The sequence below is a fragment of the Methylobacterium sp. CB376 genome (genome assembly GCF_029714205.1).
GTDB lineage: Bacteria > Pseudomonadota > Alphaproteobacteria > Rhizobiales > Beijerinckiaceae > Methylobacterium.
In genome coordinates this window covers 3,236,721-3,257,078 of record NZ_CP121648.1, presented here as the reverse complement: position 1 = coordinate 3,257,078, position 20,358 = coordinate 3,236,721, and the positions used below count along the sequence as shown (strand labels likewise).

General features: G+C 69.8%; 18 protein-coding genes, 1 tRNA gene and 2 pseudogenes. 14 read left to right on the top strand and 7 right to left on the bottom strand.

The features are described 5' to 3' along the window. The first annotated feature begins 3 nt into the window (after positions 1 to 3). The 7 genes from QA634_RS14770 (at position 4) to QA634_RS14740 (ending at position 6,843) form a co-directional block, all read left to right on the top strand. On the top strand, positions 4 to 1,116 hold the full coding sequence (locus tag QA634_RS14770) for a carbon-phosphorus lyase complex subunit PhnI (RefSeq protein WP_012332728.1): 1,113 nt from the start codon (positions 4 to 6) through the stop codon (positions 1,114 to 1,116). Further along, positions 1,113 to 2,000: an alpha-D-ribose 1-methylphosphonate 5-phosphate C-P-lyase PhnJ gene (locus QA634_RS14765; RefSeq protein ID WP_012332727.1), complete on the top strand. Its 888-nt coding sequence runs from the start codon at positions 1,113 to 1,115 to the stop codon at positions 1,998 to 2,000. Before QA634_RS14770 ends, QA634_RS14765 begins: the two co-directional genes overlap by 4 nt. Further along, the gene (phnK, locus tag QA634_RS14760; protein ID WP_012332726.1) at positions 1,997 to 2,770 is read left to right on the top strand and encodes a phosphonate C-P lyase system protein PhnK; all 774 of its coding nucleotides are present in this window, start codon (positions 1,997 to 1,999) and stop codon (positions 2,768 to 2,770) included. Before QA634_RS14765 ends, phnK begins: the two co-directional genes overlap by 4 nt. Then, the gene (gene phnL, locus QA634_RS14755) at positions 2,767 to 3,471 is read left to right on the top strand and encodes a phosphonate C-P lyase system protein PhnL (protein ID WP_012332725.1); all 705 of its coding nucleotides are present in this window, start codon (positions 2,767 to 2,769) and stop codon (positions 3,469 to 3,471) included. The genes phnK and phnL overlap by 4 nt, the downstream gene beginning before the upstream one ends. Positions 3,472 to 3,484: 13 nt before the next feature. Further along, a complete protein-coding gene (locus tag QA634_RS14750; protein ID WP_012332724.1) occupies positions 3,485 to 4,621 on the top strand; it encodes an alpha-D-ribose 1-methylphosphonate 5-triphosphate diphosphatase in 1,137 nt (378 codons plus the stop codon). 1 nt (position 4,622) lies between these two features. After that, entirely contained in the window at positions 4,623 to 5,156 is a 534-nt protein-coding gene (phnN, locus tag QA634_RS14745; protein WP_012332723.1) for a phosphonate metabolism protein/1,5-bisphosphokinase (PRPP-forming) PhnN, read from the top strand. A 151-nt stretch (positions 5,157 to 5,307) separates the two neighbouring features. After that, positions 5,308 to 6,843, top strand: coding sequence for a CYTH and CHAD domain-containing protein (locus QA634_RS14740; protein WP_012332722.1), 1,536 nt, complete (start codon positions 5,308 to 5,310; stop codon positions 6,841 to 6,843). Positions 6,844 to 6,858: 15 nt separating this feature from the next. Here QA634_RS14740 and QA634_RS14735 read toward each other — a convergent pair whose 3' ends face one another. Continuing rightward, positions 6,859 to 7,680 carry a TrmH family RNA methyltransferase gene (locus QA634_RS14735; RefSeq protein ID WP_018260626.1) on the bottom strand — a complete coding sequence of 274 codons (822 nt, stop codon included), beginning with the start codon at positions 7,678 to 7,680 and terminating at the stop codon, positions 6,859 to 6,861. 117 nt (positions 7,681 to 7,797) lie between these two features. Here QA634_RS14735 and QA634_RS14730 point away from each other — a divergent pair. Further along, positions 7,798 to 7,873: transfer RNA gene (locus tag QA634_RS14730), tRNA-Glu, on the top strand. Between the two features lie 628 nt (positions 7,874 to 8,501). Here the strand turns inward: QA634_RS14730 and QA634_RS14725 are convergent. Then, positions 8,502 to 9,464 (bottom strand): ABC transporter substrate-binding protein, encoded by a 963-nt coding sequence (locus QA634_RS14725; protein WP_012332720.1) that lies wholly within the window; start codon positions 9,462 to 9,464, stop codon positions 8,502 to 8,504. 58 nt (positions 9,465 to 9,522) lie between these two features. On the opposite strand from QA634_RS14725, the gene QA634_RS14720 reads away from it, so the two are divergent. Further along, positions 9,523 to 9,837 carry a helix-turn-helix transcriptional regulator gene (locus tag QA634_RS14720; protein ID WP_150108656.1) on the top strand — a complete coding sequence of 105 codons (315 nt, stop codon included), beginning with the start codon at positions 9,523 to 9,525 and terminating at the stop codon, positions 9,835 to 9,837. Here QA634_RS14720 and QA634_RS14715 read toward each other — a convergent pair. Then, on the bottom strand, positions 9,824 to 10,435 hold the full coding sequence (locus tag QA634_RS14715) for a 5-formyltetrahydrofolate cyclo-ligase (RefSeq protein ID WP_012332718.1): 612 nt from the start codon (positions 10,433 to 10,435) through the stop codon (positions 9,824 to 9,826). The genes QA634_RS14720 and QA634_RS14715 overlap by 14 nt on opposite strands. A gap of 70 nt (positions 10,436 to 10,505) precedes the next feature. Then, positions 10,506 to 10,832, bottom strand: coding sequence for a hypothetical protein (locus tag QA634_RS14710; protein ID WP_026190613.1), 327 nt, complete (start codon positions 10,830 to 10,832; stop codon positions 10,506 to 10,508). A 322-nt stretch (positions 10,833 to 11,154) separates the two neighbouring features. On the opposite strand from QA634_RS14710, the gene QA634_RS14705 reads away from it, so the two are divergent. Together QA634_RS14705 and QA634_RS35870 are read left to right on the top strand one after the other, a co-directional pair. Next, complete coding sequence (locus QA634_RS14705) at positions 11,155 to 12,555, top strand: IS30-like element ISMtsp4 family transposase (protein ID WP_012330561.1); 1,401 nt, start codon at positions 11,155 to 11,157, stop codon at positions 12,553 to 12,555. 1,765 nt (positions 12,556 to 14,320) lie between these two features. Next, positions 14,321 to 14,588 (top strand): annotated as a pseudogene (locus tag QA634_RS35870) (hypothetical protein). 31 nt (positions 14,589 to 14,619) lie between these two features. Here QA634_RS35870 and QA634_RS14695 read toward each other — a convergent pair. The 3 genes and pseudogenes from QA634_RS14695 to QA634_RS14685 all read right to left on the bottom strand — a co-directional run. Continuing rightward, positions 14,620 to 14,940, bottom strand: coding sequence for a hypothetical protein (locus QA634_RS14695; RefSeq protein WP_012332714.1), 321 nt, complete (start codon positions 14,938 to 14,940; stop codon positions 14,620 to 14,622). Positions 14,941 to 15,016: 76 nt separating this feature from the next. Continuing rightward, entirely contained in the window at positions 15,017 to 15,211 is a 195-nt protein-coding gene (locus QA634_RS14690; protein ID WP_083784677.1) for a hypothetical protein, read from the bottom strand. Between the two features lie 600 nt (positions 15,212 to 15,811). Further along, positions 15,812 to 15,997 (bottom strand): annotated as a pseudogene (locus QA634_RS14685) (IS5/IS1182 family transposase); the annotation flags it as partial. Between the two features lie 551 nt (positions 15,998 to 16,548). Between QA634_RS14685 and QA634_RS14680 the strand changes: the two are divergent. From QA634_RS14680 to QA634_RS14670, 3 genes are read left to right on the top strand one after another with little or no spacing between them, the layout of a single operon-like run. Then, entirely contained in the window at positions 16,549 to 17,856 is a 1,308-nt protein-coding gene (locus QA634_RS14680) for a glycosyltransferase (RefSeq protein ID WP_012332713.1), read from the top strand. Next, positions 17,856 to 18,809, top strand: a complete 954-nt coding sequence (locus tag QA634_RS14675; RefSeq protein ID WP_012332712.1) for a class I SAM-dependent methyltransferase — start codon at positions 17,856 to 17,858, stop codon at positions 18,807 to 18,809. The genes QA634_RS14680 and QA634_RS14675 overlap by 1 nt, the downstream gene beginning before the upstream one ends. After that, positions 18,806 to 19,741 carry a class I SAM-dependent methyltransferase gene (locus tag QA634_RS14670; protein WP_012332711.1) on the top strand — a complete coding sequence of 312 codons (936 nt, stop codon included), beginning with the start codon at positions 18,806 to 18,808 and terminating at the stop codon, positions 19,739 to 19,741. Before QA634_RS14675 ends, QA634_RS14670 begins: the two co-directional genes overlap by 4 nt. Positions 19,742 to 20,358: the final 617 nt, after the last annotated feature.

Genomic DNA, 20,358 nt, shown 5'->3' with positions numbered 1-20,358 from the left:
CCCATGTACGTGGCCGTCAAGGGCGGCGAGGCCGCCATCGCCAACGCGCACCGGCTGCTGGCCGAGCGGCGCCGGGGCAACCCCGCGGTGCCGGAGCTCTCCGTGGCGCAGATCGCCGGGCAGCTCGGCCTCCTGGTCGACCGGGTGATGACCGAGGGCTCGCTCTACGACCGCGACCTCGCCGCCCTCGCCCTCAAGCAGGCCCGGGGCGACGTGATCGAGGCCGTCTTCCTGGTGCGGGCCTACCGCACCACGCTCACCCGCTTCGGCGCGAGCGAGCCGGTCGAGACCGGCGCCATGGCCCTGCACCGGCGGATCTCGGCGACCTTCAAGGACCTGCCGGGCGGGCAGGTGCTGGGGCCGACCTTCGACTACACGCACCGGTTGATCGACTTCGCGCTCGCCGCCGAGGGCGAGGTGCCGCGGGCCGCCGAGGCCGAGCCGGAGCCGGGGCCGGCGCCCCGCGTCACCGACCTCCTCGGCCGTGACGGGCTGATCGAACCCTCGCCCCCGGACGCGGGCGAGCCCGTGGGCGACCTCACCCGCGAGCCGATCGGCTTCCCGGCCGACCGGGCCGTGCGCCTCCAGGCCCTGGCCCGCGGGGACGAGGGCTTCGTGCTGGCCCTCGGCTACTCGACCCAGCGCGGCTACGGACGCACGCATCCCTTCGTCGGCGAGATCCGGGTCGGCGAGGTCGCGCTGGACTTCACGCCCGAGGAGCTGGGCTTCCCGGTGCCGCTCGGGCGGGTGACGCTGACTGAGTGCCAGATGGTCAACCAGTTCAAGGGCAGCGCGGAGGCTCCGCCGCAATTCACCCGCGGCTACGGGCTCGCCTTCGGCCAGTGCGAGCGCAAGGCCATGGCGATGGCCCTGGTCGACCGCTCCCTGCGGGCGGAGGAACTCGGCGAGCCGATCGCCTCGCCGGCGCAGGACCAGGAATTCGTGCTCGCCCATTGCGACGCGCTGCAGGCGACGGGCTTCGTCGAGCACCTGAAGCTGCCCCACTACGTCGATTTCCAGGCCGAGCTGGAGCTGGTGCGCCGGATGCGGGCCGAGCACGCGGCCGCGCGGACCGCCGCGCACGAGGACGCCGCCGAGGGGGAGGCCGCCGAATGAGCGGGATCGCCGCACGAGAGTCCGGCCCGGAAGAGGGGACCGGCTACAACTTCGCCTACCTGGACGAGGGCACCAAGCGCATGATCCGCCGCGCGATCCTCAAGGCGATCGCGGTGCCGGGCTACCAGGTGCCCTTCGCCTCGCGCGAGATGCCGATGCCCTACGGCTGGGGCACCGGCGGCGTGCAGGTGACGGCGGCGATCCTCGGGCGCGGCGACGTGCTCAAGGTCATCGACCAGGGCTCGGACGACACCACCAACGCGGTCTCGATCCGGGCCTTCTTCGCCCGCACGGCCGGGGTGGCGGTGACGACGCGGACCCGGGAGGCGAGCGTGATCCAGACCCGCCACCGCATTCCCGAGCATCCCCTGACCGAGGGCCAGGTCCTGGTCTACCAGGTGCCGATCCCCGAGCCCCTGCGCTTCCTCGAACCGCGCGAGACCGAGACGCGCCAGCTCCACGCGCTCGCCGAGTACGGGCTGATGCACGTGAAGCTCTACGAGGACATCGCCCGCCACGGCCACATCGCCACCACCTACGCCTACCCGGTCGAGGTGGCGGGCCGCTACGTCATGGACCCGTCGCCGACCCCGAAATTCGACAACCCGAAGATGGACGATTGCCCGGCCCTGCAGCTCTTCGGCGCGGGGCGCGAGAAGCGCATCTACGCGGTGCCGCCCCACACCCGGGTGCGCAGCCTCGACTTCGAGGACCATCCGTTCCGGGTGCAGCGCTTCGAGCGGCCCTGCGCCCTGTGCGGGGCGGAGGGCGTCTACCTCGACGAGGTGCTGCTCGACGATCGCGGCCGGCGGATGTTCGTCTGCTCGGACACCGATTTCTGCGAGGAGCGCCGGGATGCCGGCCACCGGGGAGCCGGGGAATGACCAGCGCACTCCTGAGCGTCAGCGGCCTCACCAAGCATTACGGCGCCCGGCTCGGCTGCGCCGACGTCGCCTTCGACCTCGATCCGGGCGAGGTGCTCGCCATCGTGGGCGAATCCGGCTCGGGCAAGTCGACCCTGCTGTCGCTGATCGCGAGCGAACTCGCGCCCGACGCGGGCACGGTCCGCTACCGCCTGCGCGACGGGCGGCTCGCCGACCTCGCCGGCCTCTCGGAGGCGGAGCGGCGCCACCTGATGCGCACGGATTGGGGCTTCATCCGGCAGGACGCGGCCCAGGGCCTGCGCATGGCGGTCTCGGCCGGCGGCAATGTCGGCGAGCGCCTGATGGGGGTGGGCGCGCGCCATTACGGCCGGATCCGCGCCACCGCCCTCGACTGGCTCGGCAAGGTCGAGATCGCCGCCGACCGCGTCGACGACCCGCCCACCAGCTTCTCGGGCGGCATGCGCCAGCGCCTGCAGATCGCCCGCAACCTCGTCACCGGCCCGCGCCTCGTGCTGATGGACGAGCCGACCTCGGGCCTCGACGTCTCGGTCCAGGCGCGGCTCCTCGACCTGATCCGCCGCCTCGTCGCGGAGCTCGGCCTCGCGGTGGTGATCGTCACCCACGACCTCGCGGTGGCGCGGCTCCTGTCCCACCGGATGATCGTGATGCGGGCCGGCCGCATCGTCGAGACCGGCCTCACCGACCAGGTGCTCGACGACCCGGCCGAGCCCTACACGCAGCTCCTCGTCTCCTCGGTGCTCGCCGCATGATCCCGCTCATTGCCTTCGAGGACGTCGCCAAGACCTTCACGTTGCACCTGCGCGGCGGCCTCGCCCTTCCGGTCGTCGCCGCCGTGAGCCTCGCCGTGCATCCGGGCGAGTGCGTGGTGCTCGGCGGGCCCTCGGGCGCCGGCAAGTCCTCGCTGCTCAAGATGGCCTTCGGCAATTACCGGGTCGATCGCGGCGCGATCCGCATCCGCGACGGGGCGCGCGTGGTCGACGTGGCGAGCGCCGCCCCGCGCGAGGTGCTGGCCCTGCGCCGCCGCGTGGTCGCCTACGTGTCGCAATTCCTGCGGGTGATCCCCCGCGTGGGCGCCCGCGAGGTAGTGGAGGCGGCCGGCCGCGAGGGCGGCCTCGCCCCGGAGGCGGCCGCCCGCCGGGCCGCCGAGCTGCTCGCCCGCCTCAACCTGCCGGGGCGGCTCTGGGACCTGCCGCCCGCGACCTTCTCGGGCGGCGAGCAGCAGCGGGTGAACATCGCGCGGGGCTTCATCGCCGACAAGCCGCTCCTGCTCCTCGATGAGCCGACCGCCTCCCTCGACGCGGTCAACCGCGCCGTGGTGATCGACCTCATCCGCGAGAAGCAGGCGGCCGGCGCCGGCCTGATCGGCATCTTCCACGACGCGGACGTGCGCGAGGCGGTGGCGACCCGCACCATCGACGTCACCCGGTTCCGCGAGCGCGCGGCGGCCTGAAGGGCGAGACTGCATGACCGAGACCATCCTTGAGAACGCGACCCTCGTCCTGCCCGACCGGGTGCAGGCGGGCTGGCTCGCCGTGGCGGAGGGGCGCATCGCCGAGATCGGCGAGGGACGGGCGCCCGCGCGCGGGCTCGACCTCGGCGGCGACCACCTGATCCCGGGCCTCGTCGAGCTCCACACCGACCACCTGGAGAGCCACTACGCGCCGCGTCCCGGGGTGCGCTGGCATCCCCTCGGGGCGGTGCTGGCCTACGACGCGCAGATCGCGGCCTCGGGCATCACCACGGTGTTCGATTCCCTGCGCGCCGGCAGCGACCCGGACGGGAGCGGGCTCGGGCCGGAGCTGATGCAGCTCGCCCGGGCGATCGCCGAGGCCAGGGAGGCCGGCCTGTTCCGCGCCGAGCACCTCACCCACCTGCGCTGCGAGATCCCGTCCCACGACGTCGTCGACACGGTGAGGGACTTCGCGGCGCGCTTCCCCGTCAGCCTGCTCTCGCTGATGGACCACACGCCGGGCCAGCGGCAGTTCCGCGACATCGCCAAGTACTACCAATATGCCGGCCGGGGCGGGCGCTCCCTGGAGGCGATCAAGGCCGGGACCGAGCGCAAGATCCGGGAGGGGCAGGCCCTCAACGCGGTCAACCGCCCGGCCCTGGTCGAGATCGCGCGGGAGAACGGCATTGCCCTCGCGAGCCACGACGACACCACCCTCGACGACGTCGCCCTGGCCCGGCGCGAGGGCGTGGCCCTGGCCGAGTTCCCGACCACCGCCGAGGCGGCGCGGGCGGCCCGGGAGGCCGGCATCACCGTGATGATGGGGGCGCCCAACCTGATCCGCGGCGGCTCGCATTCGGGCAACGTCGCGGCCGAGCACCTCGCCCGCGAGGGCCAGCTCGACATCCTGTCCTCCGACTACGTGCCGGCGAGCCTGCTGATGGCGGCCTTCGCCCTGCCCGAGCGGGTGCCCGGCATCACCCTGCCCGCCGCGATCGCGACCGTGACCGCCAATCCCGCCCGGGCCACCGGCCTTCACGACCGCGGCGCCCTGCGGGCGGGCCTGCGGGCCGACCTCGTGCGCGTGCGGCGCGCGGGGGGCGTGCCGGTCGTGCGCCAGGTCTGGCGCGGCGGCGAGCGGGTGGCCTGAGATGCGCCCGGGCGGCTTCGTCCTGATCGTCGGCCCGAGCGGCGCGGGCAAGGACACGCTGATCCGCCTCGCGCGGGACGCGCTCGCGGCCGAGCCCCGCTACGTCTTCCCGCGCCGGTTGGTGACGCGGCCGCCCTCCGCGCACGAGGACAACCGCGAGATCGGCGAGGCGGATTTCGCCGCCGGGGAGGCGCAGGGGCGCTTCGCGCTGGCCTGGCGCGCCCACGGCCTCGGCTACGCGCTGCCGGCCGCCTGCCTGTCCCTGGCGGAGACCGGACACGTGGTAACCGCGAACATCTCGCGGCGGGCCGTGGCGGAGGCGCGGGCGCGCCTGCCGCGGGTGAGCGTCGTCAGCGTCACGGCGCCGCCCGAGGTGCTGGCGCGGCGCCTCGCCGCCCGCGGCCGGCCGGAGGACGGCGACCTCGCCGCGCGCCTCGCGCGGCGGGCGCCCGACGCGGCGGACCTGACCATCCTCAACGACGGGCCGCCCGAGGCGGGCGCGGCCGCCCTCGTCGCCCATCTGCGCGCGCGCTGACCGAGCGGAAACCGGACGCTTGCGCGGCGGCGTGCCGAGAGCCCATATCGTTCTCTCGTCTCGGGCGTTCCTGCCCGGGCGGCTCGGGCCCTCGGGGCCCGGGCGGCGGGCCGGCGCGCCCACCGCCGCAGCGGGAGAATGGAAGGACCGGATGAGCACGCCGCGGGAGACCGAACTGAAGCTCGAATTCGAGGCCTCCGACCTCGCGGCGCTGAGCGAGCACCCGCTCCTCGGCGGCGACGAGCGGGAGGCGCGGCTGACCTCCGTGTATTTCGACACCGAGGACCGGCGCCTGCGCGAGGCGGGCTTCACGCTGCGGGTGCGCCGCGACGGGGATCGGCACGTCCAGACGGTGAAGGCGGCCGGCACCGGCGCCGGGCTGTTCGACCGGCCCGAATGGGAATGGCCTGTCGACGGGGCCGAGCCCGACCTCGCGCGCCTCGGCGAGACCCCGGCGGGGGATGTTCTGGGCCGCAAGAGCGTGCTGCGGCCGCTCTTCTCGGCGGGCGTCGAGCGCTCGACCCGGGTGATCGCGCGCGGCGGCTCGCGCATCGAGGTCGCCCTCGACCGCGGCCGGATCACCCTGCTCGACGGCGAGGGCGACCGGGTCGCCCCGATCCACGAGCTCGAACTCGAACTCAAGGACGGCTCGGCCGCCGACCTGTTCGGGCTCGCCCGCGAGATCGGCGCGAGCGTGCCGCTGCGCCTCGGGGTGATGACCAAGGCCGAGCGCGGCTACTCGCTCCTCGCCGGGCGCCTCGACCGCGCCAGCAAGGCGGAGCCGGTGCGGCTCGACCCCGAGGCGAGCGCCGGCGAAGCCTTCCAGGCCGTCGCGCATGCCTGCCTGCGCCACATGCGGCTCAACGAGGCGGTGCTGCTCGACCACCGCGACGCGGACGCGCTGCACCAGCTGCGGGTCTCCCTGCGCCGCCTGCGCTCGGCCTTCTCGCTCTTCGGCGACCTCGTGGAGGATCACCGGACGCCCACCATCCGGGCGGAGCTGCGGCGGCTCGGCGAGCCCTTCGGCCAAGCCCGCAACCTCGACGTGTTCCTCGCGAGCACGCTCCCGGCCGAGCGGGCCCGGCGCCCGGACGAGGCGGGCCTGCTGCGGCTGGAATCGCATCTGGAGGGCGAGCGCAGCCGCGCCTACGAGGCGGTGGGCGCGGTCCTGCGGGGGGAGGAGTGGCGGCTCTTCCTCCTCGACCTGATCGCCTGGATCGATGCGGGGCCCTGGCGCGAGGCGGGGGCGCCGCAGGCGGCGCGCCGGGACGGGCCGGCGCGGGCCTTCGCGACGGAGGAGCTGGAGCGCCGCCGCCGCCAGGTGAAGAAGCGCGGGCGCCACCTCGACGAACTCGACCCGGAGGCGCGCCACCGGGTGCGCATCGCCGCCAAGAAGCTGCGCTACGGGGCGGAGTTCTTCGGCAGCCTCTATCCCAAGCCGAAGGCGGTCAAGCGGCACAGGACCTTCGTGAAGGCGCTGGCCGACCTGCAGGATTGCCTGGGCGACCTCAACGACATCGCGACCGCGCACACGCTCACCGCGGCACTGACCGAGGGCGCCGCGGATTCGGCCGTCTTCGCGGCCGGGCTCACGGCGGCGGACATGGAGGAGCGCACCGCCCGCCTGCTGCGGGCGGCGGCCGAGGCCCACGCGGCCCTGATCGACGTGCGGCCCTTCTGGCGCTGACCGGGCGGGCCGGCCTCAGCGCCGCGGCGCCAGGGCGTAGAGGGTGATGGCGGCGGCGTTCGACACGTTGAGGCTCTTGATGGCGCCGGGGAAGTCGAGCCGGGCCATCACGTCGCAGCACTCGCGGGTGCGCTGGCGCAGCCCCTTGCCCTCGGCGCCGAGCACGATGACGAGCGGGCGCGTCGGCGTCACCTCCGACAGGGGGACCGGCGCCTCGGAATCGAGGCCGATGCGGGTGAAGCCCTGCTCGCCGAAGCGGATCAGCGCCTCGGCGAGGTTGCGGACGGTGATGAAGGGGACGTGTTCGAGCCCGCCCGAGGCGGATTTGGCGAGGACGCCGGTGGCGGCGGGGGAGTGCCGCGCGGTGGTGACGATGGCGGTGACCGCGAAGGCCGCCGCGGTGCGCACGATGGCCCCGACATTGTGCGGGTCGGTGATCTGGTCGAGGGCGAGGAGCACGGCGTCGGCCGGCAGGTCCTCGATGGGCGGGACCGGGAGGGGCTCCGCCTCCAGGTAGAGCCCCTGATGCACGGCATCGGGCCCGACCAGGGCCGAGATCTCGCCGGGCCGCACGGTCTCCGGGGCGATTCGCAGTTCGCCGACCTCCTCCGTGAGGCGTGCGAGTCCGTTCTCGGTCGCGAGCAGGCGGGTGAGCCGGCGCCGCGGGTTGCGCAGGGCCTCGGCCACCGGGTGCCAGCCGTACAGGACGACCGTGTCCTCGTCGGCCCTCCGCGGGCCCGCGCCGGCCCGCGCGCCCGCGGGCGCCCGGGCGGGCGCGCCGGTCCGCCGGTCCGGCCCGCCGCGCCGCTCGCGCGGCGGCATCCGCTTGATCGCCATGCTGTGCCCTCCCGCCGCCCTGCGGCGCGCCGACACACAGCAGGGCGACGACCGCGTCAACCCCATCAATGCGGTTGCCGTCGGCCCGGAAGCTCACTATAGGGTCGCTCACCGCGAGCGCCCTTCGTCTAGCGGTCTAGGACGTCGCCCTTTCACGGCGAAAACACGGGTTCGAGTCCCGTAGGGCGCGCCAGCAGAATCAATCACTTAGCTGTTTTCGGTGCTGCCCGTGTCCAACGTATGTCCCATATGTGGGCGTGCACGAGGGTGGGCTCACCCACACGCACTTGGTCATACCAAATCCGCTTGATCCCTTCGGGATGGCGGATTTGGGCCTTGCTCAGGCGCCGCGCAGGCTCGCGATGCGGGATCCGCTTCGATCAAGCGGATCCCGCATCACACCGCCTGACGTCAACGCTCGATGCGGTCGAGCCGTAGGCCGGCCCTTTGGCGGCACGCCTTGACCCCGCCGCCGAGGAGAGCGCCCCGGCGGTGAAGCCCGAGTGCACGGCGCGCCAACCGTGCCATCGCGGCCATCGCGGCAGCGGAGCGCGGCACGATCGGCAGCTCATGCGTGGCCGTCATGCAACGGGCCGCGGGCGTCTGCTTGGCGGAAGGCGAAGGGCCACCCGGGCCAGGGTGCCATGCGATCGCTCGTTAACCATATCGGGGGCACCATTCACTCAGTGGCAACCCGCCATCGGTCTCGCGTCAAAGCCCGCCCGGCGGCCTACCGGGCGGGCCTCGTCGTCTCAAAGCCTCGGTCCGTCCGCCGCGCGCTCTGCCCGCCGACGTGATAGCTCGGATGCGGGGACTGCAGCCTAATCGATCACCTCATCGGCAAGGGCCAGGATGGAATCGGGCACGTTTAAGCCGAGTGCTGCTGCCGTCCTCATGTTGACGCACAACGTAAACCTGGAAGGCTCCTCGACCGGGAGATCACGCGGCAGCGCTCCCTGAAGTACACGATCGGTCAGAGCCGCTGCGCGATGATAGCTCTCCCTGAGATCGGGGCAGAATGACATCAGGCCGCCATCATGCACCTCAGGCGGGAAGGTGTGGATAGTTGGAAGTTTCCGAGCCAAAGCCAAATCAGCAATCGTGCGCCGGTGGTTGAAAAGGGCGTTTTCGGTGATGAAGATCACGGCCTGCGCCCGAGCGGCTACCGCACCATCGAATGCAGCAGGCAAGCCAGCAGCGCCGCTGATTTCTATGGTCGCCACCTCGATACTGAACCGTTTCCCTGCAATGAGGATACTCTCCACGAGGGCAGCGTTCTCCTGAAACTGCGGGCTCCAAAGGACAGCGACTGTGCGCATTTCTGGGACGGTGTCGGTCAGGAGTTGGAGGCGTTTCGCCCCCAGAAACGCATCACTGAATGTCACTCCCGTGTAGTTGGCTCCCGGTCTGGGTAGACTCTTCACCAGGCCAAGGCGAATTGGATCGGACACGAACAAGAACACTACCGGCTTAGAGACATGCGCGCGCTTGAGTGCAAGTGCGGCAGGTGATGTCACTGCAATGATGACCTGTGGCTGGACCTGGGATATGTGAGCTACAAACGAGGTGAGGCGGTCGGGATCGCCGTCCGCACTGAGAAGCTCAATATCGGCAGTTTGCCCCTGGTGATGCCCAAGGTCACTCAGCGCGGAGTAAAGCTGGTGGATGGGTGTGCGGTCAGCAAACCCGCTGTGTAGGATAACGATGCGAGCCTTCGCCGCCGCCGCGACCCGATGCGCCAAGCACGGGAAGAACAGCGCTGCGAGGAAGTCTCTCCGCTTCATCGGTCATCTCGCCAGCGCGACCGTCTTCGCGGGCCAATTGCCGCCCTAAAGGTTAATCGTGCGCACCGTCTCCATCAACCAGCCCGCCCCGGGCGGACCCCACAAGGTCGTCATTCTCGGCAATCTGGATGCCAACCCACATCCCTCGCCCGAGGTGCTGAAGAGGATCCTCAACCTGACCTCCTCCGAAGCGCGCCTGGTCAACGAGATCGCGGGCGGCAGGAGCGCGGAGGAGATCGCGAACGCAGCCCACGTGGCGGTCGGGACGGTCCGCAAACGATTCGCGACCGTGTTGACCTGTCTCAGAGGCGCGTACCCTCACGAGCGCTCGGGCCCCGCTGACGGCGTCAGCATTCGTGTCAGCGCTCAGTGACAATCTCTTCCAGAGCGATGTCATGTGGCTGCGGGTAGATCGTCCTCACGCGCCCGAGCTCGAAGCCAACACCAATGGTGCGCGGCTTGACCGACATCGCAGCGATCGTGCGATCGTAGAAGCCACCACCATAGCCAAGCCGGTAGCCCTGCTCGTCAAAGCCGACGAGCGGGACGACCAGGAGGTCGGGAAACACCGGCTCGCCAGATTCCGGCACCGGGATGTTCCAAACGCCTTGCGCCATCAAGCGGCCCGGTGACCACTCGCGGAACACGAGCGGTTGTCCCCGCTCCACGATCACCGGCAGCGCAAGGCGCGTGCCCCGCTCCCGCATCGACGAGAGAACCGCTCGCGGGTCATACTCGCCGCGAAATGGCCAGTAGAAGCCGATCAGCTTGCCGGCGTAAGGCTCCAGTGCCGCTCCGAGCGCCTGACTGACCCTCTGGCTCCGCGCCGCGCGATCCTGGGCGGAGAGCCCGATGCGCTGCTCGATCAGCTTGGTTCGCGTCTCCTTGCGCCAATCGCGGATCGTTGGCCAATCCGCACCGGCATTCGGCAGCCCCGTGTTGGCGTCCGAGATCTTGGATGTGTCGCTCATGGGCTTGCTCCCGCCTGTCCCGGGCTAGCTGCGGAGGATGTCAGCCGTGCCGGTGCGCCGCGTGACCGGCTTACTGCCCGCCATAGGGGCGCAACGGCCGCCCAGCCTCCGAACGGTGCACCATCACAGCCTGTCCGGCGGCGTCATCGATGGCGGCGAGGCGAGGTCCGACGGCAGCGTGGAGGGACATCTCGCTGCGATCCAGAACCAAGTTCACGCGCTCGCAGCGCTCGGCATCCGGGCTGTTGGCCACCTCCGCCTCCCTGAGTGCCTCGGTGATGATGACGCGCATCTCCTCCAGCAGGCGCTGTGTAAGAGGTGGCCGTGCCTCAGCAGCATAGGCTTCAGCGATAATCCTGGCCCACTCATCCGCGGGCCGACCCGGATATCTGTTCATGTTCGGACGTCCTGCCAGCATGGGCGCCCCCGTGGAAGCGCTGCATCCTGCCCCATGGGCTCGGCGCTGTCGGCCTGCAGCAGGCCCATCTTAGCAGACGATTCCTCCGCAGGCGCGGAGATAAGTCGTTCGTTCCAATGCGGTGGATCCGTTACTGCCAAGTTGAAGCAGCTCGACTCGGAGGGGGCCCTCGTCGGCCCGAAGAGGAGGTTTGAAGGCCCACACTGCCGGCCGGGTCCTACTCGGGCCGGCATCATTTTATGCGCGGCACAATGGGTGGATTCAAGTGGTCGTCGCAACGGCTTGGCGGAGGGCGGTTGTGATGGCAGGTCGGCGGCGTTCGGATCGGGCACTTCGCGAGAAGCTGCGGTCACCGGGTCGTCCCGGGGTCGGTCTGCGCGAGACGCGGCGGGGGTTCTGGGCGTTCCTCGCGCAGGGTCTCTCCAGCGAGGTCGCAGCGATGAAGCTCGGGATCTCGCCACCGGTCGGCTCGCGGTGGTTCCGGACAGCAGGCGGAATGGCACCTTCCCACCTGTCACCATCATCCAAGTCGCCTTCTGCGCGCTACCTGTCGTTGGCTGAGCGGGAGGAGATCGCGATCCTACAAGCGCAAGGTCACGGGGTCCGGGACGTCGCTCGGCGTCTGGGACGGGCGGCGTCGACCATCTCGCGGGAATTGCGCCGCAATGCGGCGACCCGCAGTGGCGGCCTGGACTATCGCGCCACGACCGCGCAGTGGCACGCTGAACGCGCGGCACGCCGGCCCAAGCCAGCAAAACTGGCGGGGAACGCAGCGCTGCGGACGTACGTGCAGGAGCGGCTCGCCGGAACTGTCGCGACACCGGGCGGGAGCGCTCTGCCTGGCCCTAGCGTTGCCTGGAAGGGACGGCGGCACGGGCGACGCCAGAGCCGCCGATGGGGTCGATCCTGGAGTCCGCAGCAGATCGCCGAGCGCCTACGGCTCGACTTTCCGGGCGATACGACGATGCGCATCAGTCACGAGGCGATCTATCAGGCGCTCTACATCCAGGGCCGGGGCGCGCTGAAGCGTGAGCTGACCGCGTGTCTTCGCACAGGACGGGCTTTGCGTGTGCCGCGGGCCCGCAGCCTGGGCCGAGGCAGGTCGTTCGTCACCCCCGAGGTGCTCATCAGCGAGCGTCCGCCCGAGGTGGAGGACCGCGCGGTGCCGGGGCACTGGGAAGGAGATCTGATCCTGGGTCTGAAGAGTTCGGCGATCGGGACCCTGGTCGAGCGCACGACGCGCTTTACGATGCTGCTGCATCTTCCGCCGATGGACGGCCATGGGGTGACACCGCGTGCGAAGAACGGCCCGGCGCTGGCGGGGCACGGGGCCCAGGCGGTGCGCGAGGCGATCGCCGGCACGATCGCGCGCTTGCCCGAGCAGCTGCGGCGCTCGTTGACCTGGGACCAGGGTACCGAGATGGCCGAGCACGCGCGCTTGCGGATCGACGCGGGTCTGCAGGTCTACTTCTGCGATCCACGCTCACCCTGGCAGCGGGGGACGAACGAGAATACGAACGGGTTACTGCGACAGTACTTCCCGAAAGGAACGGATCTGAGCGCCCACAGCGCGAACGATCTTGCTGCTGTGGCCGCAGCCCTCAACAGCAGACCGCGCAAGACGCTGAACTGGAAGACGCCGGCAGAGGCGCTCGACGCTGTGCTGGCTGCCGTGCAAGATGGTGTTGCGACGACCGCTTGAACCCAAGATGTCTCCGGCGTATAATCCTGCGGAGAATTCGGCTCTCGGCCATTCGCGCAAGGCGGGCGTATGGAGCCACCTCGCGCGGGCTCGCAACCGCGCGACCGCCTGGGACGCCGATTGCAGGCGCTGTACGAGCCCGTTCTCGACGAACCGCTGGAGCAAGGCTGGCGGAGCTGCTGCACGAGTTGGACGGCACCGGCTCGCCCCGCCGTTCCGTCCCGTTACAACGGCCGCCCACGGCCATTCCTGCGCCCTCCAGAGGCGTGCCAACACCGCTCGTCGCCATAATCAAACCCCAAGGCGGAAGCCTTCTGCTTGTGGCCGAGAAGGGTTCGGCAGCCAGGGCATCAGGGCTCGAAGCAGCTCTGGAGCGGCCGCGCCGGGCAGGAGGGTTCTTGATCGAAGCGCCCCGCGGCAACCGTCCTCAGGCCGCCGGGACAGCGGTCGGCGGCACCGCCAGCGGCTTCTCCGGCGCCGTCGTGCCCTGCGCCGGCCCTGGACGCGGCTCTCGAACGGCTTCGGCGGGGCGTGGAGCGGGACGGGCAGCGGCAGGCAGCGGGAGATCAACCGAGACCACGCGACCGCTCAGTGGGTCCAGGATGCGGATCTGCGCCATGCACGCCCCCTCAAGAGGAACGACCAGGGTGTGCCGATCGAGGTAGGAAACCGTAAACGGCCCGACGTGCGCCACGACACGCGTGAAAGTGCCGGTCAACGGGGCAGGCCCGCCTTGACGCGGATCAGCGCGTCTCCGATCCGAGAGTGCGATGGCGCGCATGAAGGCGCGAACCGGCCTTTATGGAACCGTAAGCTGAGCCATGAAGGATGTCCCGCAGCTGCTGGCCCACTGCGGCATGTCCGCCGCCGCTGCCCGGCTCAGGCTCTTCGCCACGAGCGCGTGCTACGCCTGCTTCCTCGAGCCGTTCGGGCGCTCCAGCCACGTTATCGCGCTCAGCTGCGAGATCGTGCTGGTCCCGACCTTTGTCACGCTCTGTGGGCCCAAGCGAATGAGGGAAGCCCGCCGCGGCAGGACCGGGCGGGCTGAAAGGCTGCGATCCACGTTTGGGCAAATGGATCGCGCGTACCTCAAGCACATTTTGAGTGCCGTCGCACCTCGTATTCGGACCTGAGCCACGTTAGCGAAAGAAAGTCCGCCACGGTGGAGAGGTGCCGGGCGGGCTGAGGCTCTGTAGAGTAGAACTCCGCCAGAAAAGTATGCTGGCGGTCAAGTTGGCAAGGCGCTACCGAGTCGCCTCCGACACAATCTTCATCTCGTCGCCGTCTGCACGTTCCGCAGGCTGAGCGCCGTCGCGTCGGCGAAACCCGCTATTCGCACAAGCCCCAGTATGGGACGCGTCATGGTGCCTCCGGACAGCGTTCCGAAGGTCTCGCGCGGGCCTCGAACCGGCCGCCAGTCGAGGGCCAGTCTATTGGCTTTCAGTGGAGTCTTGCAAGCCGCTGCCTCGACCGTACTAGTGCACAGACGCCGACGAAAACACCATGTGCTCAGCCGCTACTCGCCTGAAAATGAGGGAGAAATCGCGCTGAGCCATGTACGTTTGAATGCGTCAGTGCACTAGTCTTTGGCTGTCCGCTCCAGGCCCGCACGCCCGGGGCAGGGCCGCGGGCCGGGTCCGAAAGCGGCACTGAAGACCCGGCCCGCACAACGAAATGCCGGCTCGGGAGGGAAGCCCGGCCGGCGTCGAGTGGAGATCCCTGAAAAGCGGATAGCCGCGCGGCGGCTCCGGGCGGTTCCGTCGGCTTGGGAGGGGCCCTCAGGCCCCCGCTTCTACACCTCAAAGCGCTCCCTGCCCTCAAGGCCGTCACCGACGAGCAGCTCGATGCCGCCATGCGGGAGTACCTGGACGATCCCACGCCCGGCATGCGCCTGATCGCGAAGGGCGTGGCGATCGACATTGCCGCGGCCGTGGCGAACCGCGAAATCGCCAGGGACGTGCTGGACGATCCCACCCTCGATCGCGCGGTGCATAGTGATCAGGACGGCGATCCTGCTCGCGCGGCCTGCCTGACGGACGCAATCGCCGCACACAGCCCAGCGGTTCACCGTTCTCCGTCCTGGGGCGTGCAGACGATGTTCTCAGCGGCAAGCAGTGTCTCGCGCAACTCCGCCGCGATGTCCGCGAGCGCGGTCCCAGCCGCGATCCCCTCGGGGAGCGTCTCCTGGATCTCGCGTAGATCGGCCATGACATCGCGCATCACCGCCCGGTTGAGGCAGGCGAACCGGCCCGGGGCGGCACGCTCGAAGGCGAGCGCCAAGGTCTGATAGGCGCGCTCCAGCAGGCAGTAGGCGATCTCCGCCCGCACCACGCGCTCTTCGGGACCGCACTCGCACTCCGGCCGGAGGTTCTGCTCGGGTGTCATGTGCACACACGTGGGGAGCGCATCTGGTAAGCGCCAGCCCGCACATCAGGCGTTACTGCAACTCCAGTCGTAAGGCTCAGGACGCGCGAGCTCGCCGCTCCTCGATCCAGGCTTGTGCCTCGTCCAGGTCCGCGAACTTGGGCGGATTGGGATCGTCAACCGGACCGAAGCCGGTTTCCAGAAACCAGGAGCCGGCTCGTCTCCGAACAGACGCCCGGCGGTACGGAATGACCGCCGGGCGTTCTGCTGCCGGTAAGACTTCGTTGACCATCCTGGCCCACCGTTTCGCCTGCGGCGCTGAACACCCAGCCGGCACGGCGGCGGCCCGGTGCTCCGGGATGAGATCTCCGGGTCGTCGCCTCTGATCTTCCGGGACCGCCCGCTCGTGTCGACGACGAGAGCGGGCGAAGGCAGCGACTGGTGACCGCTTTGAGCCCGTGGCGGGCTGGTCGCTGGAGCTGGCGGCCGGGTTCTGAGTAGGGCTTCGGCCCGGCCGCCATGCACCTGCAGGCGATAAGCCCGCCACGGGACCCTGCGGGCATGGCGGCTTGCGCGGACCGGCCCAAGGCAAGCTGAGTGGAGGCAGCGCCTTCCCCGGCCCGACCGGATCAGCGAGCGTGTCACGGCAGCGTGGGGCGGTGTTGATCCAGGTCGCTCCGGAACCGCCGCCCTCTACGGCCCAGCGAACAGCATCCCGGCGGCGCGGTGTCCCCCGCGCAGGATCGCCCCGTGTGACGTCGAAGCGAGAAGGCCCTTCGACCTGGATCGCTGGGAGCCCCGGGCCCGGCTATCGGTCCCAGCGGGAGACACCGACGGACCGCGCCTTCAAGCTGCTCTACCGGCTCGGCGCTGAGGGCGGGATCGGCGACACTACCGCCAAGCCCGGGATCCATGCCCGGCCGTTGGTCGCGCAGTACAAGTCAGCCACGCTCTCCCGCAGCCAGGACGGGCCGAGCATCCGGTCGACCCGCACCAGGATGTGATCATCCGGCAAGATCTGGCGCAGCGAGCCCTCTACGAACAACTCAGGTTGCTCCCGATCACGCCGACCCAGCATGGGGCGCTTCCAGCCAACCAACACTGGAAGGGGATCGCTGCCCTGCCGCCGCTGCGCTGTTGCTCTACGCCTTCCCCGATCCGAATGGGCGCTTCGGTCGGGACGGGATTGCTGATGGCCTGCTCGGCCAGGTGCGCATGCGTCTCCGTCCTGCCAATCAGCCGAACGTCCACCTGTTATGCACTCCCTGCAATGCAGCACGCTATTATCATCGCTTATAGTAATCCTCGCCCCATGGCATATGACGAGCGCCCAACCGCGATGCCGTCGCGGCCGGGTGTGCCCTCCTTGGGCGTTTCCTCCCTAGACTTCGGGCCGCTCGCGAGGGCGGCCTTTTTCTTTTCTGAGCGCGGTCCCCATATTCGGTAGGCTCAACTGCCTGCAAGCCCGACGCACCCACAATCGGGTAAACTAACGCGCGAAGCGGCATACTTCCTCACGCCGCCTCAAGCCTCCGGGGAGGTTGCAGCGGCAGGCGTGGCTTGTCTCTGCCCGGCAGGCAGCCAGCGACTTCACCCTCAGCGATGCAGCTGCGGCGGAGGCAGATAGCTATGTCGGTTCCCGCGCGCCGCATGCTCCTCGTCAGCTTCGGAACCAGAGGCGACGTACAGCCCTTCTGTGTGCTCGGCCGCGAGCTGCAGGCGCGGGGTCACGCCGTCCGCATCTTGACCACCAGCGACTACGCCGGGCTGGTACGCCGCTTCGGTCTTGATCCCGTCACCATGGGAGTACCCTTTGCCGAGGTGCTGCGCGACCCGGCCTTCGACGAGCTGTTTCGCAGCAATTTCGTACCCCGGTCCGGCCTGCTGCGAAATGTGCGTGCCCTTGCTGGCCGGGTCGAGGCGCAAATCACTGACCTCATGCTCGGCGCCCTTGACGAGGTCGGCCGGGCCGACCTCGTGGTTTACAACAGCTTTGGGTTCTTCGCCGGAGCCATCGCGCGCGCGAGGGGCATCGCATCCTTGCTGGTGATGTGCCAGCCCCTGTTGCCAACAACGCGGGAGAGCCTCTCACTGTTCGGCGGACGTAACCTCGGGCGAGTCGGCAACCGCCTTTCCTACGAGGTGTTTCGCCTGCTCACGCCCTTGATGCACGGCCCGCTGCGGGCGCTGCGGCGCTGCGGCGTGGGTGGAGACCTGCACCTGCTCACGAACCCGGTCACGCACGGCCTTTCCGAAACACCCGTGGTGCTCGCCTACAGCGCCGCGCTGAGCCCGCCCGCCAAGGACTGGCCCGTTCCGGCGACGCAGACCGGCTTCTGGTTCCGGGAGCAGGATCCCGCAGCAGCGCTGCCCGAGAAGATCCGGCATTTCCTCGATGCCGGACCTCCGCCGGTCTACATCGGGTTCGGCTCCATGCTCTGGGGCGCCAAGCGCAACACCGAGGTGGTGCGGCGCGCGCTCGACCTCTGGGGCGGGCGGGCGATCCTTCACACGGGGTCGGGCAGGCTCGCCCTTGCCGGCCCGATGCCGGACGACCACACTGCTGAGAACCGCATCCTACCGATCCAGGAGAGCGACCATGCCTTGCTCTTTCCCCATGTCGCCGCGGTCGTTCACCACGGCGGAGCGGGAACGACGGCCGCGGCGCTTCGGGCCGGGCGGCCGAACGTGGTGCTGCCGGTGCTGGGCGACCAGTTCTACTGGGGTCGCCGCGTCGCCGAAGTTGGAGCGGGCGAGGCTCCCGTGGCGCTCGGCCGCGTGACACCGGAGGACCTCGCCGGGCGGATCGCCCGAGCTGCGGCCGGAACTCGCTCTGCGGCTGTGGTGGCGATCGCGACGGCGATGGCGCGCGAACCGGGAGTCAGCGCCGCCGCGGACCTGATCGAGCGGCACACCGCGCGCGCGGGGGCGACCTGATGCCGCCATCCTGCCCAGTCACCGGTGAGCCCGCCGTGCGCCTCGTGCAATGGGTCAGCGCCCGCCACCTCACCGCCCTGTGGCGGCTCTTATTCCGGGCTGATCCGCGCTCAAGCTTCTCCGGCACGACGCGCTTTGGCCTGTGGGAGTCGCCGACCGGCCTCCACTTCTTCGACCCGATGCGGGCGGGCGACGCGGACTTTTACGCGGCCTTCTACCGGAGCCGTGGCATGCGCCAGTACCTGCGGGACCCCGATCGCGACGAGTTTCGGACCGCAGCCGCCTACGTGCGGCCCGCCGACCGGGTGCTTGATGTCGGATGTGGTTTCGGGGCCTTCCGGCATCACGTGCCTCACGCGACTTACGTCGGGCTCGACCCGCATTTTGCTGGCGGGGAGGATCGTCCCTGGGCACGGGCAGAGCTCCTGAGCGACCATCTCGTGAGGCACGCGGGGAGCTACGACGTCGTCTGTGCCTTCCAGGTGTTGGAGCACGTGACCGACCCGGTCAGCCTCATGGCTGAGATGGCGCGGGCCGCGCGGCCGGGCGGCCTCGTCATTGCCGGCGTGCCGCACGTCCCCTCGGCGCAGACCGGCATTCCGAACTGGCTCACCAACGCCGTGCCCCACCACCTGACATGGTGGACCAAGCCGGCTTTGGTGGCGCTCGCCCGCCGCGTCGGACTGACCGACGCCATCGTGCGGGAATCCGCATGGTCTCGTGGCGATGTCTTCGTGCACTGGATGGCGCGCCTCTCGCCCGTGCGCTGCCGCGCGCACTACTACCGCCACGCTTGGTCCTGGTACGCTGCGGCCCTGGTCGGAGCGCTTGGCGGAGTCGTCGCGGCGTCCTTCCTACCCCTACCAAAGCCGGGAACGGACGAGGGCGTCGCCCTGCTGCTAGTCGCTCGGCGCACCGTTGACCTCTCCACTGACTTGCAGGACACCCCATGACGACCCCACCCTGTCCCGTCACGGGCGAACCAGCGGTCCGCCTCGTGCAGTGGGTGAGCGCGCGCCTGCTCGCGGACCTCTGGCGCTACACGCTGCGGGTCGATGTGCGCCCGAGCTTCCGCGGCGTAACGCGCTTCGGCCTGTGGGAGTCGCCGACCGGCCTCTACTTCTTCGACCCCATGCGGCAGGGGGATGCCGGCTTCTACACGACCCTCTACAGCCGTCTGAATATCCGCCACTACCCGCGCGAAGGACACCCGCGGGCCGAGTTCCGACTGGCCGCCCGCCACGTTGCGGCGGGCAACCGGGTGCTTGATGTTGGCTGCGGCTTCGGCGCGTTCCGCCACGAGGTGCGCCACGCCGACTACACGGGTCTGGACCCGCACTTCTCCGGCGAGCCCGGCGCGTCCTGGGCCCGGATCGAGAACTTGGACGACCACCTGCGGACGCATGCCGGCCACTACGACGTGGTCACCGCTTTCCAGGTGCTAGAGCACGTCGAGCAGCCGGTGGCGATGGTAGAGGCGATGATGCGGGCGGTGCGACCAGGTGGCACCGTGATCGTCGGAGTGCCGCACGTGCCGGCGGCGCACACCCGGATCCCGAACTACCTGATCAACGCGGTGCCGCATCACCTCACGTGGTGGACAAAGGCGGCGCTTGAGGCGGTCGCAGCCCGCGCCGGTCTGGTCAGCGCCGCGGTCGAGATCGCGCCCTGGAGCGACGTGGATGCGATCGTGTACTGGATGGAGCGCTGCTCACCGGTGAAATGCCGCCAGGTTCATTATCGGCACTCCTGGGCGTGGCACGCCTCCGCGCTGATCGGCTTCATGGGTGGGTTCGTGATGCGGAAGCTCAAGCCGGAGCCGTTCCGCCCCGATGATGAGGGTGCATCACTGCTGCTGGTGGCGCGCAAGCCCGCAATCGCATGATCGATCCGCCTTAAGGTGCACTCAATGCACCAGTTGTGTCTGCATGGGCATTCCCATACGAACTCTTGGCAAGACAGCGAAAACCCGCCTGTATGAGGTACTTTCGGCTTACGAACGTTGACTTATACGGATCTCATTCGACATCCGGTTGATTGCTTCGCAATGCGGATGTCGGCGTCGCTCAGGCGCCGCGCAGGCTTGTGATCCGGGATCCGCTTCGATCAAGCGGATCCCGGATCATCTCCAAATTTAAGACCCAGGCTGCTCGAACTCCTGCGCCGGGGCGACACGCTGCATATGAGGTAGGTCAATCGAATCAGCTGCTACTCTAGGGACGTCTGCGGGAGGTCCGCGGGCTCACGCGCTGAGGCGTCATCGTCCTCGTGGTCGCCAATTGTTTGACTTTGGACGGCGCCACTACGGATCCGAAACAGCAGGCCGTTAGGGACGCGCTGATCGGCTTTATGGCGGCGACTGTCCAGGCCCAGGCCGTTGCCGCCGAGCAGGCCCAGCGCGCCGGTATCGAGCACGCCAGGGCTCGCGAGGACGCTGACAGGGGACGGAAACTGAACTTCGCGCCGGCCGGGATCTCGCTCGTGCCGGCGCTCTTCCTTCGC

What these genes read in the sequence shown, in the direction of transcription:
- QA634_RS14680 (WP_012332713.1), top strand. Translation starts at nt 16,549, where the DNA reads ATGTCGGTTCCCGCGCGCCGCATGCTCCTCGTCAGCTTCGGAACCAGA.
- QA634_RS14740 (WP_012332722.1), top strand. Translation starts at nt 5,308, where the DNA reads ATGAGCACGCCGCGGGAGACCGAACTGAAGCTCGAATTCGAGGCCTCC.
- QA634_RS14695 (WP_012332714.1), bottom strand. Translation starts at nt 14,940, where the DNA reads ATGACACCCGAGCAGAACCTCCGGCCGGAGTGCGAGTGCGGTCCCGAA.
- QA634_RS14705 (WP_012330561.1), top strand. Translation starts at nt 11,155, where the DNA reads ATGGCAGGTCGGCGGCGTTCGGATCGGGCACTTCGCGAGAAGCTGCGG.
- QA634_RS14750 (WP_012332724.1), top strand. Translation starts at nt 3,485, where the DNA reads ATGACCGAGACCATCCTTGAGAACGCGACCCTCGTCCTGCCCGACCGG.
- phnK (WP_012332726.1), top strand. Translation starts at nt 1,997, where the DNA reads ATGACCAGCGCACTCCTGAGCGTCAGCGGCCTCACCAAGCATTACGGC.
- QA634_RS14770 (WP_012332728.1), top strand. Translation starts at nt 4, where the DNA reads ATGTACGTGGCCGTCAAGGGCGGCGAGGCCGCCATCGCCAACGCGCAC.
- QA634_RS14735 (WP_018260626.1), bottom strand. Translation starts at nt 7,680, where the DNA reads ATGGCGATCAAGCGGATGCCGCCGCGCGAGCGGCGCGGCGGGCCGGAC.
- phnL (WP_012332725.1), top strand. Translation starts at nt 2,767, where the DNA reads ATGATCCCGCTCATTGCCTTCGAGGACGTCGCCAAGACCTTCACGTTG.
- QA634_RS14710 (WP_026190613.1), bottom strand. Translation starts at nt 10,832, where the DNA reads ATGAACAGATATCCGGGTCGGCCCGCGGATGAGTGGGCCAGGATTATC.
- QA634_RS14715 (WP_012332718.1), bottom strand. Translation starts at nt 10,435, where the DNA reads ATGAGCGACACATCCAAGATCTCGGACGCCAACACGGGGCTGCCGAAT.
- QA634_RS14690 (WP_083784677.1), bottom strand. Translation starts at nt 15,211, where the DNA reads ATGGTCAACGAAGTCTTACCGGCAGCAGAACGCCCGGCGGTCATTCCG.
- QA634_RS14765 (WP_012332727.1), top strand. Translation starts at nt 1,113, where the DNA reads ATGAGCGGGATCGCCGCACGAGAGTCCGGCCCGGAAGAGGGGACCGGC.
- QA634_RS14670 (WP_012332711.1), top strand. Translation starts at nt 18,806, where the DNA reads ATGACGACCCCACCCTGTCCCGTCACGGGCGAACCAGCGGTCCGCCTC.
- QA634_RS14725 (WP_012332720.1), bottom strand. Translation starts at nt 9,464, where the DNA reads ATGAAGCGGAGAGACTTCCTCGCAGCGCTGTTCTTCCCGTGCTTGGCG.
- QA634_RS14675 (WP_012332712.1), top strand. Translation starts at nt 17,856, where the DNA reads ATGCCGCCATCCTGCCCAGTCACCGGTGAGCCCGCCGTGCGCCTCGTG.
- phnN (WP_012332723.1), top strand. Translation starts at nt 4,623, where the DNA reads ATGCGCCCGGGCGGCTTCGTCCTGATCGTCGGCCCGAGCGGCGCGGGC.